Raw genomic sequence first — 16,497 nt, 5'->3', positions numbered from 1 at the left:
GTGCGTGGGCGACGGGCCTGCGACCGTACGGTCTCCCGGGGCTCCGGGCTGCGCGCGGGCCATCAGTACGCCGGTCACCACGGCGAGGCAGGTCAGGAGCACCGCGGCGGCCAGGCCGGCCTGTCTGCGTACCGGGCGGCGCGGGCGGGGCGCGCGGCGGTGGCCCGCCATGGATCGTGCGCGCCCTTGTCGGCGGATGGACAACCGGCGACGAGGCATGTCTCAACACTCCTGTCCGTTCCCACGCTCCGCCGCGCGGCGATCCGGCCGGCGGAGTCTTCCGTAGAGGAGACCGGCGCACGTCCTGCCGGACAACGGAAACGGGGACGGCAATACCCACCTCGCCGTGGCGGTGAGCAGTGCTGGCCATAAGTCGATCAGAAGTTGGTACCTCGGCCGTGAGTAATCCCCCGTACATTGCGACAGCGGGGCCGAAGATCATCTGATCGGCCCGGGAGTCCGGACACCCGTGACCCCGATACCCGCGACCCTGTTCAGAAATTGCTCTGGAGACACACCGATGAAGATCGCCAGACGTCTCATCCTCACCACCGCGGCCGTCACCGCCGTGGCCGCCGGCGCGCTCGTGAGCGCGACCGCCGGCCAGGCCGCCACCCCCCAGCCGCCGCTCCGCCTCGGCGTCACCGTGCCCGACGCGCTGAAGGTCCCGGACGGCAACACGCTCACCGGCGTCTTCTCCGCCGCCGGCGTCCAGACCTACACCTGCACCAACAGCGCCTGGACGCTGCTGGAGCCCGCCGCCACCCTGTGGGCCAAGAACGACCGCGCCAAGCGTCCCGTCGCCCTGCACTCCCGCGGCCCGGTGTGGGTGTCCACGGTGGACGGCAGCGCCGTCAACGGCTCCGCGATCGCCAACTCGCCCAAGACGGGCACCATTCCCGAGCTGCTGCTGAAGGCCACCGCCACCCGTGGCACCGGTGTCTTCGCCGACGTCTCCTACGTCCAGCGCCTGGGCACGAGCGGCGGCGTCGCCCCCACCACGGCCTGCACCGGCACCAGCACGGACCAGGTCAGCGTGCAGTACACCGCCACGTACGCGTTCTACAAGCCCGCCAAGTAGTCCGGCAGGCAGACCGGCAAGCAGTCCGGTAGGCGGCGACGGCAGTGGTTCCCGGGGGTTCCTGGGGGCCGCTGCCGTGTGTTCCGCCGGGCCCTCGACCGTCGGGGCCCCTCAACTCCCTTGCGGGGGCTCCTGTTCGGCCCTGATCCGGCCGTGCACCTCCCAGTCCCACACCGTCTCGCGCACCTCGTCGAGGGCGCGGGCCAGATGTCTGCGGTAGGTGCTGAACGCCAGGTTGAGCTTCCGCGCCACGGCGTCCTGCGTGGACGTCGAGTGGTACGTCAGCGTGAGCACGTCGTGCAGATGCCGGGTGCGGGGATGGGCGTTCAGCCGCTGTACGGCCCTGCCGATCAGGTCGCGCAGCGCGGTCACCGGGTCGCCCTCGCTCAGCTCCTCCACCAGCCGACTGCGCAGGAGCGGGTTGTCGGCGAGCCCGCCGGGGTCGAGCCAGCCGCGCAGCGCCTCCCGGACCGCGGCGTCCGACTCCTCCCGACTCAGCGACGAGACACGGGACTTGGGCTTACCGGCCGCCACCGCCGGTGCCCCGCCGAGCAGGCGCGCGTCGATCCCCTGGGCCCACTCCTCCACCCGCGCCGCCCGCCAGTCGTGGCAGAACAGGCCGTACCCGCGATCGGCGTGGACGGCTCGGCGGGGCGGCTGGAACATGCCCATGTACGTCATCAGCGGTGCCCAGAACTTCGGTTCGGCGCTGACGAAACAGGACCAGGCGCAGTGCTTGGCGCGCAGCAGCTCGAAGATGATCCGCATGCGCACCAGGTCCCACGACCGCGAGGGGCGGTGGTGGTTCTCCTCGTGCACCATGAACCGCGCCACGCCCAGGTGTTCGCCCTGGCGCGGGGGAGTCATCGCGGAGACCAGCTCCCACGCCTCCGTCAGCACGGGGTCGGCCGCCCGGGTCTCGTCGTCGAGCGCGTCGATCCTCAACCAGGCCATGAATCCGACGAGTTGGCCCGTGTCGCAGCGCCGGTGGACGTGGAAAGCCTCGGGCTGACGCTTCAACCAGTAGGCGACCGCACGGGCGTTGTGCTCGCCCTCGACCTTGTGGGCCAGCTCGATCAGCGCGGGGGCGTCCTCCGGGCGCATCGGCTGCTCGTGGACGTCGGGTTCGTCGCGGCCGCCCTGGAACTCCCTGAGCCACTGCGCCCTGGAGACGATGTGGTTGAACTCGCGGGCGGCGCGCAGGGCTTCCTTCTCCGGTGCGTCGCGGACGCGCTCCACCAGGTGGCGGCGGATCGTGCGGTGCATGGCCTTGTAGCGTTCCGGGTCGCGCCAGCGGAAGTCGCTGTCCAGGGCGTCGCGGACGACGTCGTACGGGCACACCCCGAAGGGACCCGACCTCATGAACGACAACTGCCGTAGCCAGGCGAAGAGTTCGGTGGCGTCCTCGTCCGGGAGCGCCACGCGCAGCAACTCCTCGGTGGTGTCCGCGACATGGCCGCTCACCTCCAGCGCCCGCCGGTGTGCGGGCGAGGGCGGTCTGCCGACGATGTGGGTCAGCAGGCGGTCGACGACCGTACGCAGCGGGGCCCAGAAGACCTCGTCCGTCGACGAGTTGTCGTGTGTCGCGGCCTCCGCCACCAGGCGCAGGGCGAGCGGATGGCCCGCGGCGAACCGCAGGAGGGACGCGTGCAGGGCGGGGTCGGCGCCCTGCGAGGTGAGCAGCGCCGCCGAGTCCGCGGGCCCCAACTCCCGCAGCGGCACGACCTGGAGGACCTCGCTCCACGCGAGGTCCGCCTTCCAGAGGGGGTCGGGTGCGTGCCGTCCGGCGACGACGACCAGGGCTCCGGCGGGTAACCGCGGCAGGAAGCGCTCGCGTATCCACTCCTCCATGTCCCGGTAGCGCTCGAAGTCGTCGACCAGCAGGACAGCGTTGTCCTGGGCGAACACCTCGGCGGTCGCCTCCTCGAAGGCCGACGGCGAGAGCTCGACCGTACGGGCGTCGACGCCGACGACCGGCCGGCCCGCGGCGCGTGCCTCCGCGGCGAAGCGTTGCAGCAGCGCGCTCTTGCCCATGCCGCCCGGGCCGTGCAGCACGATGACCATCGGAGTGCCGGGTTCGCCGGCCAACGCCCGCCGGAACAGGGCGAGTTCCGCCCGTCTGCCGACGAAGTACTGAAGGCGTGCGGAGGCGAGTCTGTCGGCCAGCCGGCCGTTTCCGGCCGATCTGCCGTGCCCGTCCGCCGAGTTGTCGTCGACGGGGCCGGACCGCAGGGCGGAATCGTCCTTCGCCATGTCGTTCCCTTCCCCGGAGTCGACCGCTTCGGACCGCTGCGAAACCTACCGGGTCGGACCGGTGGGCGGGGCGCGGCGGGACCTTACGTATGACGGACGGGCGACTCGGCCGAGCGAAGGAGAGACGCCGGCAGGACGCCCGCCGGACGCCGAACGGGGTGCCGTAAACCTGTGAGGGGGCCGTCCGTGGAAACCCGTGCCGACCCGCTTCTTTGTCCTATTCGTGCTCGTTGAGGAACGCAGAAGGGTCCGTAGCCCTCCTTCTGTGTGAAGGAAACAGCACAGGCAAGGAAACCGGGGACTGAGTGGCATGGGTTTGACCAGCGAGACTACCGTTTATGTGGTGGCGGCCGTGGCTGCCGTCTGCGTGGCGCTGCTGGTCTGGGTGTGGCCGCGGCTCGCCAGTCCGGGCGTGCGGCAGGTGCTCGGGCGGCTGGCGGCCATTGGAGTGACTCAGGTCACTATCATCGCGGCGTTCGCGTGCTGGCTGAACTCCTCGTACCAGTTCTTCGGATCGTGGGGCGAGCTGTTCGGCAACGTCGACACCGCCCCCGTCGGCGTGACCCAGGCGGCCGACCACAACGGTGCCGGCACGGCCGGCGGTGTCTCCGTGAAGGGGGCGCTGGTGCAGCCCGCCGGCGATGAGCAGCTGAGCCGGGTCAGCGGACTGCCCACCGGCAATCCCGCGGTGAACGGCAAGGTGGAGTCCGTCAAGGTCATCGGCCGCCGTACGGGAGTGGTCGACCCGGCCTTCGTCTACCTGCCGCCGCAGTACTTCCAAAAGGCGTACGCGCGCCAGCGCTTCCCCGTCGTCGTCGCGCTCAGCGGCTACCCGGGCAGCATCTTCAACCTCGCGCAGTACCTGCGGGTGTCGCAGACCGCCGGGCAGCTGCAGAAGAGCGGGCAGATGCAGCCGACCATCATGGTGATGATCCGGCCCACGATCGCCCCGCCACGCGACACCGAGTGCGTGAACGTCCCTGGGGGACCGCAGACCGAGACCTTCCTCGCCAAGGACCTTCCGCAGGCCCTCAAGTCCGTCTACCGGGTCGGCCACGACGCCAGCGCCTGGGGCGTCATGGGCTACTCCTCCGGCGGCACCTGCGCCCTCCAGCTGACGATGCGCAACCCGCACGTGTACACGACGGCCGCCGGACTCTCCCCCGACTACCGCATCAAGGACGACCCCACCACCGGCAACCTCTTCGGCAGCGGCCTCGGCCGGGTGAACCGGGTCAACGGACACGACCTGATGTGGCGGCTGAAGCACCTGCCCGCACCCCAGGTCTCCGTCCTGGTCGCCGACAGCAAGCACGGCGAGCGGGGCTATCCGCAGACACTCGCCTTCATCAAGGCCGTCAAGGCGCCCATGCGCGTCGCGTCGATCCTGCCCGAGTCAGGAAGCCACAACTTCCCCACCTGGGTACGGGAGATGCCCGCCGCCCTGAAGTGGATGAACCAGCAGCTCACCTTCCCCCAGGACGTCGTGCCCCGGCACGTCCCCAAGAAGGGCAACAGCACCGTGCGGGCCGAGGGCACCGAGCCCAAGAAGCCGACCGCCGGGACGCGCAAGTAACTCGCGGCGGGCCACTGCCCGTTCGACGGACCGTCGATCACTGCCCGTCCGTACGCCCCAGCGTCCCGGGCAGTTCGCCCCGCCGCCGGATGCCCAACTTCCGGTAGGAACTGGTGAGATGGGTCTCCACCGTGCGGCGGGCCAGGTGCAGCAGATCGGCTATCTCGGTGTTCGTCCGGCCGTCGGCGGCCAGTTCGGCGATCCGCCGCTCACTGGTCGTGAGCGACCCGGAACCGGTACGGGCGGGCGCCGAGCGCCGGGCGCCGCTCTCGCCCAACGCCTCCTCGGCCAGGGCCCATTGACGTGTCGCCCCGAGCCGCTCGGCGCGCTCCGCGGCCTCCCGCAGACAGGCGCGGGCCCGTCCCCGGTCGCCGGCCGCGGTCAGCCCACGGCCCTGCGTGATCAGCGCCGACACCAACTCGGCCTCCGTCCCCACCGGCCCGTCCCGCAGCAGGCGTACGGCCTCCTCCGCCAGCTCCAGACCGCGCCGGCCGCCGGTCGCCGCGGCCAGGACACGCAGTGAACGGCCCATCGTGCGGGGTGTGTTCCACACCCGGGCCAGCCGCAGCTCCTCCTCGGCCAGGGCGACGGCCTCCCGAGGACGGGCGAGGGCGAGACGGCACTCGGCGGCGGCCGTGCGCCACGGGGTGACGACCGGGCTGACCACCTCACGGGCCGACTGACGGCGCCCGCACTCCAGGAAGTCGTGCAGCGCGCCCGCCGTGTCGCCGGTGGCGGCACGCAGCACTCCCCGCGCGTAGAGAAAGCGGTTCAACTCCCAGGAGTCGGGCGCCGACCGCAGATCGAAACCGTCCGCGAGCCGCAGCGCCCGCGCCTCCTCGCCGGTCGCCACGAGCGAAAGCAGCACATGGGCCTGCCGGTTGGAGGGCCCGGTGCGTGCCCGGTCACGCGGACACGGTTCCGCCAGCAGCCGCGCGTGCTCACCGCGCGCGGCCAGGATGTCGGCCCGTACGTTGGCCAGCGCCTCGTGCATCGGGTGCAGCAGGTCGGGACGCTGACCCACCAGGCCGCGCTCCACCAGCCGTTCGGCTTCCGGGAGTTCGTCGGCCCACTGGGCGACCGCGGCGGCCGTACCGATCAGGAACGGCTCGGTCAGCGGGTCGGCGGGCTGCGCGAGCAGCGCCCGCAACCGCCGCATCGCCTCCGCGGCCGAGATCAGCCCGGCCGTGGCCGCATGCCGTACGACCAGCGCGTGACCGGCCGTACCGACCAGCTCCGGCGAGTGCTCGGCGGCGTCGCACAGCCACCGGTACACCTCCTTCCGCACCGTCTGGTCCTGCTCGGACAGCAGCACCGAAGCGGTCTGGAGGGTGCGGATCAGCTGCGGGCGGTCCGTCAACTCGTCCTCCACCGTGCGCAGTACGTCCACGGCCGCCACGGTCCTGCCCCGGCCGGCCAGCGCCGTGCCGAGCGCGACCGCCGCGCGCACCGTGTCCTGCGGCGCCCCCGGCAGCCGTAGCGCCTCGCTCAGGTGGGGGATGCCGGCCGAGGTCGCCTGCGCCTTGTACTCGAGGGAGCCCAGTTCGGTCAGGAGGCGCTGTCTGCGGGCGTCCGGGAGCGGTTCCTCCAGGACCCGGCGCAGGAAGGCCGCCGCGTCGGCCGTGCGCCCGTCGCGCAGCGCGAGCGCGGCGGCCTCCTGGAGCGCGGCCGACGTCCAGGGCTCGCCCACCGGGTCGGACAGCAGCAGTTGCCGGGCGACCGTGTCGGGGGAGACGCCGTGGCGCTGCATCGTCTCGGCCGCCGCCGCGTGCGCGGCCCGCCGTCTGGCCGCGGGGACACCGGTGAGCACCGCGTCCCGCAGGAGCGGATGCGCGTAGCGCGGACGTCCGTCGGGGTCGGGGCGCAACACCCCGAGCCCGCTCATCGCGGTGAGCCAGCCGGTCACCCGCGCCGGGTCGGCGCCCGCCAACTCGGCGATCAGCGCGGCCAGTTCGTCGGCCGGGCAAGGGGCGTGGACGCTCGGCTGCCCCTGCGGGACGTCCCCCTCCAACCCCTCGTCCAGCGCGGCCAGGGCCCGGGCGACCTCGCCGGTGACGGGGCCCGCACTGTCCAACCACCAGGACACGGCGGCCGGATACGCCCCTGGGTACAGCGCGGCGGATGTCTCCGGGACGGCCGGATGCCCGCCGGCGTCGAGGTCGTCGAGCAGGGCCCGCAACAGCAACGGGTTGCCGGCGCCGGCCCGTACGCAGTCGTCGATCCATGGTGCGGGGGCGTCCGGGTGGGCCGAACTCACCAGCGCGGTGGCCGAGTTCGCGGTCAGGGGGGCCAGCGTGAGGGTGCGGACCAGGGCGGGCGACAGGGTGTGGGTCAGGCCGGGGGCCGGTGGATCGACGTCGTACTGGCTGCGTTCCGTGACGACCAGCAGGATCCGTAATCGGTCGACGTGCCGGGCGGATTCGACCAGCCAGCGGTGCGAGGCCGGGTCGGCCAGGTGGACGTCGTCCACGGCGATCAGCAGCGGTGCCCGGTCGGCGTAGGAGCGGAGCACGCGATGGAACAGACCGGCGTTCGCCCGCTCGTCCCCGGTGAACTTCGGGTCGCCGAACTCCGGTACCAGGGACATCAGTTGCAGGACGGTGGCGTACGGCACCGCCTGGTCGCGGGGCGAACAGCGGGCCCGCAGCACCCGCATGCCGTGCGCCAGGGCGTCCGCGACGGCGGCCTCCAGCACGGTGGTACGGCCCGTCCCGGTGGCCCCGCGCAGCAGTACCAGCCGGCCGGCACCGGCCCGGGCCCACGCGGCCTCCGCCGCCAACAGCCGTGTCGCGTCCCGGTGTTCGGGCGGTATCGCGGACGCTCCGGCGTCAGACGTCGTCCCCGGCATCGCGGTCCTCCTCGTGTCCGTCGTACCCGTCGTGTCGGTCGCTTCCGCCGTCGTCGTCGCTCACTCGCCGTGGTCCGCCGTACGTCCGATCTCGTGGTGCTGCTCGTGGTGCTCCACGATTGCGCGCGCCCCACCCGTCCCGTGAGGGTGAGGAGTACACGGCCGCCACCAGCGCAACCGGGGTGGCACGTAGGTGGATGTGGATTCGAGGGAGAACGTTGCTCAGCTCATCGCGGCCCGCACACCCCGGTACGGCCGACTCCGGCGACCGGATACCCGTGGCGGTGCACGCCCCGGACCCGATCTCCCGCGAGGGAGCCCTCAGCCAGCTGCGCAGATACCCGGAGATCGATCTCCGCGAGGAGAACGACACCGGTCCCGGCAGAGTGGCCCTGTTCATCGCCGACACCCTCGACGAGACCGCGCTCACCCGGCTGCGCCGGCTCGTGCGCAGCGAGGGCGGGCGGGCCGTGCTCGTCGTCGGGGCGCTGCGCGAGGCGGAGTTGCTCGATGTGATCGAGTGCGGGGTCGGCGCGATCGTGTGGCGCGGGGAGGCGACCGCGCAGCGCCTGGTGCAGGCCGTGGTCGCCGCGGCGCGCGGTGACGGAGACCTGCCGGCCGATCTGATCGGCAGGCTCGTCGAACAGGTGGGGACGCTGCACCGCAGCGCGGCGGGCCGGTCCGGAGGCCATCCCTCGGGGCTCTCGCCGCGTGAGGTGGACGTCCTGCGGCTGGTCGCCGAGGGGCTGGACACCGGAGAGATAGCCAGCAAGCTCTCCTATTCCGAACGCACCGTCAAAAACGTCATGCACGGGCTGACCACACGCCTTCATCTGCGCAATCGGGCGCACGCCGTGGCGTATTCCCTTCGGGAAGGCTACATCTGACCGAACGGGCACTCGAAGCCGGACACGCGGGCAACATGCCGTGCCCCGCTCCCGTCCCCAAGGTGCTTGCGGGGACGGGAGGTTGGGACGGCACGATCGGGGGACGGCCGACAGGGGCGTACCGGCGCCGACGCGTACCGCGGGGCACGACAGCACGGCAGGGCGGGAGTTCGGCGGTGATCCACGAGGTGGACGAGGTCCTCAAGGACCTGATCGGCGGCGGCGCACTGGCCGGTTCGGGCATCGAGGTCTCCTTCGACGCCCCGACCCGCGACTGGGCGGCCCGCCGCAACACCCCCACGATCAACACCTACTTGTACGACATCCGGGAGGACGTGCACCGACGCCAGCGCGGGCATGTCGCCGTGCGCGACGAGCGGGACGTGGTCGTCAAGCGCCGCCAGCCGCCGCGCTGGTTCCGGCTGTCGTACCTGGTGACGGCGTGGACGAAGCGCCCGCAGGACGAACACCGGCTGCTGTCCGCCGTGTTGTCGACGCTGATCCCGCGCGAGCTGCTCGCCCCCGACGAACTACCGGGAACGCTGGGTGCGTTGGGCCTCACGGTGCCGATCTCGGTGGCCGGCATCCAGACCGAGTCACGCTCCCTCGCGGAGATCTGGTCCGCCCTCGGCGGCGAACTCAAGCCGTCCCTCGACCTCGTGGTCACCGCGCCCTTCCCGGCCTACCCCGAGTACGACGCCGGCCCGCCCGTCACCGAGGGCGCGGCGGTCCGCATCGGCGGCCTCGACGGCAGCGAGCCGGGCCCTGAGGAACGCGCCCACCGCCCGCGCCAGGTGGCCGCGGTACGGGAGTCCCGCGAGGTCGCCCGGCGCAAGAGGGCGCCGGGGACGCCGACATGACGGTGACGGACGATGCCGGGAACGCCGACATGACCGTGACGGACGATGCCGGGGAAGTCGACATGACCCCGATGGAGAAGGCGGGGGACCTCGGCTCGACCGTCGCGGACGACTCCGTGCCCTTCGCCGCCGAGCCCGAGACCGACGCTCTCCTCGCCCGGCTCGGTCGTCTCCGTGAGCGCGTCGCCCTGCTCGTCGACCAGCGCTCCGCCACCGACCCCACGGCCGGCGACCCGATGCGCGGCCTGTACCTCCCGGAGGAGGCGGTACGACGACTGCTGCTGCGCTCACCGGAACCGGCCCCGCCCGCACGGGAGTTGCCGCACCGCCCCGCCGACCGGCTCGCCGCCCTGCACCTGACCGACCTCGACACCGCGCTCCTCCTCGTCGCCCTCGCCCCCGACCTGGACCGCACCTTCGAGCCGCTCTACGGCTACCTCAACGACGACGTCGGCCGCCGCCGGGCCACCGTGGGACTCGCCCTGGACCTGTGCGGCATCCCCGCGCACCAGGCGGCGGGCCGGGCCCGGTTCCTTTCCACGGCCCCGCTGTCCGCCCTCGGGCTGCTCACCGTGGAGGAACCCGAACGCCCCTTCCTCAGCCGCTCGTTGCGCGTGCCCGACCGGGTCGTGGCGCACCTGCTCGGCGACGACACCCCGGACGCGACCCTCACCGGACACCTCCACCCGCTGCCGCTGCCGAGCGCGTCGTACGACGGACAAGAGCCGGGCGGAGACGAGGAGTTCGCCGCCTTCGTGGGCCGGCTGGGTGTGCTGCTTGCCGGAGGGCCGCCGCTCACCGTGTATCTGAGGGAGCGTCACGAAGGCGACGGGCTCGTGTGCGTTGCGGCCGCGCTGGACGCGGCGGGGGTGGCCGCCGTGCGGTTCTCCGGGCCCGTGGAGCGGGTGCCGGAACTGCTGCGCGAGGCCCGGCTCAGTGGCCGGATGGTCGTCGTGAGCGGGCTGTCCGATCAACCCGGCGCGCTGGTACGGGCGTTGACCGACGCCACCGACGTCTCCGTGCTGGTCGCCGGTGCGCGGCCGTACGACCCGGAGTGGTGCGAGAGCGATCCGCTGATCCTGGAGGCGCCCCGGCAGCGGGCCGCGGCGGTGCGGGCCTGGACGGACGCCGTCGGCGAGGAGAGCGGCTTCGACGTGCGGGCGACCGTCGCGCCGTACCACCTCGGCGCCGACCGTATCGCGCGCGCCGCCCGTGCCGCCCGGGGTCTCGCGGCGTTCGACGGCACCACGATGAGCGCCGCCCATCTGCGGCTCGCCGCGCGGCAGCAGTCGGCGTCCGGGCTCGAACAGCATGCCCGGCGGATCCGGCCCGCCGTCGACTGGCGGGACCTCGTCCTGCCCGAGCGGTCCCTGACCCAGCTGCACGAACTCGCCCTGCGCGCCCGGCACCGCGACCGGGTCCTCGGCGACTGGCGGCTCAGCGCGGGCGGCGGCCGGGGGCGTGGCGTGCTCGGCCTGTTCGCGGGGGAGTCCGGCACCGGCAAGACGCTGTCGGCGGAGGTCGTCGCGGCCGAACTCGGCCTGGATCTCTATGTCGTTCAGCTGTCGTCGATCGTGGACAAGTACGTCGGCGAGACCGAGAAGAACCTCGAACGGATCTTCACGGAGGCCGACCGCACCGACGCCGTGCTCCTCTTCGACGAGGCCGACGCCGTCTTCGGCAAGCGGTCCGAGGTGAAGGACTCGCACGACCGGTACGCCAACATGGAGAGCGCCTACCTGCTCCAACGGCTGGAGTCCTTCGACGGGATCGCGCTGCTCACCACCAACCTGCGCGCCAACATCGACGAGGCGTTCACCCGCAGGCTCGACCTGGTCGTCGACTTCCCGTTCCCGGACCCCGCCCAGCGGCTCGCCCTGTGGCGGCACGGCCTGACCCATGTGCCGAGCGCGCCCGGCCTCGAACTCGCGCCGCTGGCAAAGGAGTTCGAGCTGGCCGGCGGTTCCATCCGCAGCGCCGTCGTCACCGCCGCGTACCTCGCCGCCGGACGCGGGGACACGGTCACCACGGCGGACCTCCTTGAAGGGGCTCGCCGCGAATACCGCAAGGCGGGGCGGCTGGTGCCCGGCGAGGGCACCTGGTAGCCGCCCGGCGCGCTACACCGTGAACTTGACGGCCACCAGCCAGCGGTCGTTGGCGAGGGTGCCGCCGAAGATGTACTTCGGGCGCGGGTCCGCGCACCCCTGACCGCCCCAGTCGTAGCCCGTGTTGCGGGCCGTCTGGCAGACCTGGCCGCTGCCGATGTTGATGGCGAAGCCCGTCATGTACGGGGCGTCCTCCTTCGAACTGCCTATGTAGTTGTCCTTGTTGTCGGCGATGATCGCCGTCCACTGCGGTTCCCAGTGGCCGTTGCCATCGGTCGAGTCCGGGTTGTGGATGAAGGCGTTGGCGGCCGAGCCGAGGGTTCCGGACACCGCGATGTTCAGGGCCGTGATCTGCTTGGCGTCGTCGACCGTGCCGGTCGCGGCCCCGTCGCACACCGCGTCCGTCCAGCCGTCGCCCGCGATGAAGGCGCGGTAGCAGATGTGCCGGCCCGCGTCCTTCGCGGCCAGCTTCTTCACCGCGGTCGCCGCCGTCGCCGGTTTGATCTTGGGCTTGGCAGACGTCGTGGAACCGCCCCCGCCACCGCCCGTCGCGGCGGCCGTGGAGGTCTCGGCCGCCGGCGGGGGAGTCGTGGCCGTCGCGGTGGGCGGCGGCGGCACACTGGCCGTCGGGGAGGGAGCAGGCGCGAGCGTACTGACGCCCGCGTCCTTCAACTGCTCGGTGGCGGCGGTCTTCACCTGTGGCTTGTACGCGATCCACAGCATGAGGAAGGTGAGCGCGAGCGCGGTGACGACGCCGAGGAAGGTGGCCAGCCAACGCGGCAGGAACCCGCGCTGGAGGTAAGTCCCTTCCACGGGAAGGGGGTTGGCGCCGGACCGCAGCACGTTGAGCGTGTACGGCCGCTGCTCCTTCGGCCCGAACCAGATGATCTTCCGCGGCTTCAGGGACGCCTTGACGAAGGCGGCCCGGCCCGGCTCGATCTGCACATTGCCCGGATGGATGTCGTACGACAGCTGGTCGCCGTTGTCACTGCCGCTGATCGACGCCGTCAGCTTGGTGTTGCCCAGGTTGTCCACGGCGAGTCGGGGGCGGCCGCGGAACCGTCCCTTGACCGTCGGCGGCACCAGCTCCGCGCGCAGCTCCGTGAACGGGGTGATGGTCAGATTGCCCTCGGGGACGGTCACCGCCTCCGGGTGCTCGGTCGGCGTGATCCGTATCGCGTACGGGTTCGGGCCCGCCGTGGCGTCCGGGGTGCGCGGCGGCGCGAACGTCAGGTCGACCGTCCCCGTCGTGCCCGGATAGAGCCGCAGTGTCTGCGGCTCCACGGTGGTCCAGGGCGCGATGCTCCCGACCGGTTCGAAGCGGTACTCGTCCACGACGTCGCCGGTGTTGCGCAGCCGCAGCCGCACGCGGGTACTGCCACCGGGATCGACGGTCGCGGACGCGGGCTCCAGGGAGGTCCACAGACTCATGGGCCGACGCTACGACGGATGGTGAGAGCGCGTCAGGAGTCGCCGGGGCAACAGGAGTTGCCCAAAGGGGCCGCCCGCCAAACCTGTCACTGCCCCCAGGGCGACGGCGTCCACCGCGCCGGGACGGGCCTGTGGGGGATACGGCGCGATGGGCTGCCCGCGAACCGTGCGGCCGACTGCCCCTGAGGGCAAGGAAGTTGCCCCGAAGCAGGCACTCGGGGACGTTTCGGCGGCCGGGGCACGCGCGTGACGCTTAAGAGCGTCTTATCTCGTACCCCGAGGAGAGCAGAGCATGCCGTCCTATCTGTCGCCCGGCGTCTACGTCGAGGAGGTGGCCAGCGGCTCGCGCCCGATCGAGGGAGTGGGCACCTCGGTGGCGGCCTTCGTGGGCCTGGCCCCGACCGGTCCGCTGAACGAGCCGACCCTGGTGACCAACTGGACGCAGTACGTGGCTGCCTTCGGTGAGTTCACCGACGGGTACTACCTCGCCCACTCCGTCTACGGCTTCTTCAACAACGGCGGTTCCGCCGCCTACGTCGTCCGCGTCGGCGGCACCGCCGAGGGCACCTCCGCGGAGACCAGGTCCCCGTCCGCCGTGACCGGTTCGGCCACCCCGGCCGCGCTGCCCGCGGGCGAGCCGGCCCAGCTCGGCACCTTCGCCGTGACCGCGCTGGCGCCCGGCGACCTGACCGTCGAGGTGGCCGACGCCGAGGGCGAAGGCCCCGCCGAACGCTTCCGGCTGATCGTCAAGGACGCAGGCAAGGACGTCGAGAGCTTCGACGTGACCGCCAAGAAGGGCGGCCGCAACTACGTGGTCACCCAGGTCAAGGAGCGCTCCAAGCTCATCGCCGTGGCCGAGACCGCGCCCGCCGCGCAGCTGGCCCGCCCGGAGAACCAGACGGTCGCCCTCGCCGCACCCGCCTCCGGTCCCGCCGCACCCGCCGTACCCGGCAAGGGAAATGACACTGCGTCACACCCTGGCCCGGCCACCTACCTCGGCGACTCCGCCGACCGCACCGGCTTCGGCGGCCTGGAGGCCGTGGACGAGATCTCCATGGTCGCGGTGCCCGACCTGATGGCCGCCTACCAGCGCGGCGCCATCGACCTGGAGGCCGTCAAGGCGGTCCAGTTGGGCCTGATCGCGCACTGCGAGCTGATGGGCGACCGGGTCGCCGTCATCGACCCGCCGCCGAGCCTGAACGCCCGTCAGATCCGGGTCTGGCGGCAGGAGACGGCCGGCTACGACTCCAAGTACGCGGCCCTGTACTACCCGTGGATCAAGACCTTCGACCCGTCCAGCGGACAGTCCCGGCTGATCCCGCCGAGCGGCCACATCGCCGGCGTCTGGGCCCGCAACGACTCCGAGCGCGGCGTGCACAAGGCGCCGGCCAACGAGGTCGTACGCGGCGCGGTCGACCTGGAGACCCAAATCACCCGCGGTGAGCAGGACTTGCTGAACCCCATCGGCGTCAACTGCATCCGCGCCTTCCCGGGCCGCGGCATCCGCGTCTGGGGCGCCCGCACCATGTCCTCCGACCCGGCCTGGCGCTACCTCAACATCCGCCGGTACTTCAACTACCTGGAGGAGTCGATCCTGATCGGCACCCAGTGGGTGGTGTTCGAGCCGAACGACCACGCCCTGTGGGCCCGGATCCGGCGCAACATCTCGGCCTTCCTGGTCAACGAGTGGCGCAGCGGTGCCCTGTTCGGCCAGCGGCCGGAAGAGGCGTACTACGTCAAGTGCGACGAGGAGACCAACCCGCCGGAGTCCGTCGACGTCGGCCGGGTCGTGTGCGAGATCGGCATCGCACCGGTCAAGCCGGCCGAGTTCGTGATCTTCCGACTGGCTCAGTTCTCCAGCGGCAGCGGGGAGTTGGAGGAGTAGGCGTGCCCGCCCTACTGCCGCTCCAGGTCGTCTTCTTCAACACCCTTAGAAGGACAGCGAATTCATGAGTCTCCAGCCGGGTGACGCCCTCACCTCACACAATTTCGGCCTACAGATCGACGGTGTGATGGTCGAGTACCTCGCGGAGGTCAGCGGCCTCAGCATCGAGCAGGACGTCATCACGTACCAGCAGAACACCCCCAACGGCCAGAACGTGGTCAAGAACATGCCGGGCGTGAAGAAGAACGGCACCTGCACGGTGATCCGCGGCATGACCCAGTCGGCCTCGTTCACCCAGTGGATCAACGAGTCCATCTCCGGTCAGATGACCACCGCGCGCAAGAACGCGTCGATCATCATGATGGACTTCCAGAACAACCCGGTGAAGCGCTACCACCTGCGCAACGCCTGGTGCAGCAAGATCGACGCGAGCACGGTGAAGGCGGGCGAGGCCGCCGCCCTCACCGAGTCCGTGACCATCGTGTTCGAAGAACTGGTCATCGAATAATGAGGCGTTCGGCGGCGGGCGCGGCTACGGCTGTGGCTGCACCGGGTGCGGAGCCCGTGGCCGAGGTGGGGGCGGGGCCGATACCGGCCCCGGCCGCCCCGGCGCCCGCTCCGGCCGTACGGCAGACGCTGCGGACCGAGTTCCCCTTCCAGCTGCCGCGCGGCTACGTCGACGAGTCCGGCACGGTCCACCAGGACGGTGTGATGCGACTGGCCACCGCGCGCGACGAGTTGGTGCCGCTGCGGGACGTCCGGGTGCAGGAGAACCCGGCGTATCTGTCGGTGGTGCTGCTCGGCCGGGTGATCACGAGGCTGGGCAGCGTCCCCATGGTCCACGACGGGATCGTGGAGAACATGTTCGCCTCCGACCTCGCCTTCCTCCAGGACTTCTACCGCCAGATCAACGCGGAAGGCCACACCCGCGCGGCAGTTCAGTGCCCGCACTGCGCGGAACCCTTCGAAGTGGAGCTCGGCGGGAGCCGCCTGGGGGAATCGTGACGTACGCGACCGACCGGCTGCACGAGGAGATCGCGTACGTCGCCTACCACTTCCACTGGAGCCTGGAGGACATCCTGGACCTCGAACACCACGACCGCCGCCGCTACACGGGCGAGATCGCGTCCCTGGTGACGCGGTCCGGGGCGGAGGGCTGAGCGGTGGGGTTCCTGGACCGGTTGCGGGGACGACGGGCCGGCGAACTTCGGGGTTCTGCCGAGGCGGACGGCTCCGCAGGTCCTGTGAGTTCTTCAAGTACTGCGGCTCCTGCGGTTTCTACGGCTTCTACGGCGCCCGCGGTGGCCTTGGCCGCCTGGCCGGGGCTGCCGCCGATCCAGCGGGCCTCCGCCGTCGGAGGTACCGGGGTGGCCGACGCCGGGTTCGGTGCGCGTCTGCCCACTTGGCAGAACCCGTCGTTCACGGGGACGGGGTTCCGCGCGGTGCTGGACGGGGAGCGGAGTGCCCGGATCGCGGGTTCGTCGCTGCCTGCGGCGCCGGTGCGGGCGGTACCGAGCCTTGGGCAGCCTGCGGGGGAACTGCCGTTGGCGGGGCGGGCGTTGGGTGCGCAG

The 16,497-nt window shown here is 71.8% G+C and carries 13 protein-coding genes; 10 read left to right on the top strand and 3 right to left on the bottom strand.

What is annotated here, in order from left to right:
• Positions 1-520 precede the first annotated feature (520 nt).
• The gene (locus tag ACNFOC_RS36100) at positions 521-1,081 is read left to right on the top strand and encodes a DUF3455 domain-containing protein (RefSeq protein WP_416963254.1); all 561 of its coding nucleotides are present in this window, start codon (positions 521-523) and stop codon (positions 1,079-1,081) included.
• 111 nt (positions 1,082-1,192) lie between these two features.
• On the opposite strand, the gene ACNFOC_RS36095 is transcribed toward ACNFOC_RS36100, so the two are convergent.
• On the bottom strand, positions 1,193-3,334 hold the full coding sequence (locus tag ACNFOC_RS36095) for a P-loop NTPase (RefSeq protein ID WP_416963253.1): 2,142 nt from the start codon (positions 3,332-3,334) through the stop codon (positions 1,193-1,195).
• Positions 3,335-3,644: 310 nt separating this feature from the next.
• Here ACNFOC_RS36095 and ACNFOC_RS36090 point away from each other — a divergent pair, with 310 nt between their 5' ends.
• Positions 3,645-4,910, top strand: a complete 1,266-nt coding sequence (locus ACNFOC_RS36090) for an alpha/beta hydrolase (protein ID WP_416963252.1) — start codon at positions 3,645-3,647, stop codon at positions 4,908-4,910.
• A 37-nt stretch (positions 4,911-4,947) separates the two neighbouring features.
• On the opposite strand, the gene ACNFOC_RS36085 is transcribed toward ACNFOC_RS36090, so the two are convergent.
• A complete protein-coding gene (locus ACNFOC_RS36085; protein WP_416963251.1) occupies positions 4,948-7,758 on the bottom strand; it encodes a helix-turn-helix transcriptional regulator in 2,811 nt (936 codons plus the stop codon).
• 218 nt (positions 7,759-7,976) lie between these two features.
• On the opposite strand from ACNFOC_RS36085, the gene ACNFOC_RS36080 reads away from it, so the two are divergent.
• The 3 genes from ACNFOC_RS36080 (at position 7,977) to ACNFOC_RS36070 (ending at position 11,610) form a co-directional block, all read left to right on the top strand.
• On the top strand, positions 7,977-8,645 hold the full coding sequence (locus ACNFOC_RS36080; RefSeq protein WP_416963250.1) for a helix-turn-helix transcriptional regulator: 669 nt from the start codon (positions 7,977-7,979) through the stop codon (positions 8,643-8,645).
• A 176-nt stretch (positions 8,646-8,821) separates the two neighbouring features.
• Entirely contained in the window at positions 8,822-9,505 is a 684-nt protein-coding gene (locus ACNFOC_RS36075) for a Pvc16 family protein (protein WP_416963249.1), read from the top strand.
• Positions 9,506-9,576: 71 nt separating this feature from the next.
• Positions 9,577-11,610 carry an ATP-binding protein gene (locus ACNFOC_RS36070; protein WP_416963255.1) on the top strand — a complete coding sequence of 678 codons (2,034 nt, stop codon included), beginning with the start codon at positions 9,577-9,579 and terminating at the stop codon, positions 11,608-11,610.
• Positions 11,611-11,622: 12 nt separating this feature from the next.
• Here the strand turns inward: ACNFOC_RS36070 and ACNFOC_RS36065 are convergent, their stop codons facing one another.
• Positions 11,623-13,041, bottom strand: a complete 1,419-nt coding sequence (locus ACNFOC_RS36065; RefSeq protein WP_416963248.1) for a hydrolase — start codon at positions 13,039-13,041, stop codon at positions 11,623-11,625.
• A gap of 292 nt (positions 13,042-13,333) precedes the next feature.
• Here ACNFOC_RS36065 and ACNFOC_RS36060 point away from each other — a divergent pair, with 292 nt between their 5' ends.
• From ACNFOC_RS36060 to ACNFOC_RS36040, 5 genes are all read left to right on the top strand, one after another.
• The gene (locus ACNFOC_RS36060; RefSeq protein WP_416963247.1) at positions 13,334-14,926 is read left to right on the top strand and encodes a phage tail sheath family protein; all 1,593 of its coding nucleotides are present in this window, start codon (positions 13,334-13,336) and stop codon (positions 14,924-14,926) included.
• Between the two features lie 64 nt (positions 14,927-14,990).
• A complete protein-coding gene (locus ACNFOC_RS36055) occupies positions 14,991-15,434 on the top strand; it encodes a contractile injection system inner tube protein (RefSeq protein WP_327400579.1) in 444 nt (147 codons plus the stop codon).
• Positions 15,434-15,931 carry a hypothetical protein gene (locus tag ACNFOC_RS36050; RefSeq protein ID WP_416963246.1) on the top strand — a complete coding sequence of 166 codons (498 nt, stop codon included), beginning with the start codon at positions 15,434-15,436 and terminating at the stop codon, positions 15,929-15,931. The genes ACNFOC_RS36055 and ACNFOC_RS36050 overlap by 1 nt, the downstream gene beginning before the upstream one ends.
• Positions 15,928-16,086, top strand: a complete 159-nt coding sequence (locus ACNFOC_RS36045) for a DUF6760 family protein (RefSeq protein WP_200684736.1) — start codon at positions 15,928-15,930, stop codon at positions 16,084-16,086. Before ACNFOC_RS36050 ends, ACNFOC_RS36045 begins: the two co-directional genes overlap by 4 nt.
• Before the next feature lie 141 nt (positions 16,087-16,227).
• Positions 16,228-16,497 (top strand): hypothetical protein (locus tag ACNFOC_RS36040; RefSeq protein WP_416963245.1); only part of this gene is annotated, 270 nt, incomplete at its 3' end.

Source organism: Streptomyces colwelliae (assembly GCF_048158785.1).
Lineage (GTDB): Bacteria > Actinomycetota > Actinomycetes > Streptomycetales > Streptomycetaceae > Streptomyces.
This window is presented reverse-complemented; position numbering and strand designations above follow the sequence as displayed.

Coding starts and splice junctions, on each gene's coding strand:
- ACNFOC_RS36100 (WP_416963254.1), top strand. CDS start 521: ATGAAGATCGCCAGACGTCTCATCCTCACCACCGCGGCCGTCACCGCC.
- ACNFOC_RS36095 (WP_416963253.1), bottom strand. CDS start 3,334: ATGGCGAAGGACGATTCCGCCCTGCGGTCCGGCCCCGTCGACGACAAC.
- ACNFOC_RS36090 (WP_416963252.1), top strand. CDS start 3,645: ATGGGTTTGACCAGCGAGACTACCGTTTATGTGGTGGCGGCCGTGGCT.
- ACNFOC_RS36085 (WP_416963251.1), bottom strand. CDS start 7,758: ATGCCGGGGACGACGTCTGACGCCGGAGCGTCCGCGATACCGCCCGAA.
- ACNFOC_RS36070 (WP_416963255.1), top strand. CDS start 9,577: ATGGAGAAGGCGGGGGACCTCGGCTCGACCGTCGCGGACGACTCCGTG.
- ACNFOC_RS36065 (WP_416963248.1), bottom strand. CDS start 13,041: ATGAGTCTGTGGACCTCCCTGGAGCCCGCGTCCGCGACCGTCGATCCC.
- ACNFOC_RS36060 (WP_416963247.1), top strand. CDS start 13,334: ATGCCGTCCTATCTGTCGCCCGGCGTCTACGTCGAGGAGGTGGCCAGC.
- ACNFOC_RS36055 (WP_327400579.1), top strand. CDS start 14,991: ATGAGTCTCCAGCCGGGTGACGCCCTCACCTCACACAATTTCGGCCTA.
- ACNFOC_RS36050 (WP_416963246.1), top strand. CDS start 15,434: ATGAGGCGTTCGGCGGCGGGCGCGGCTACGGCTGTGGCTGCACCGGGT.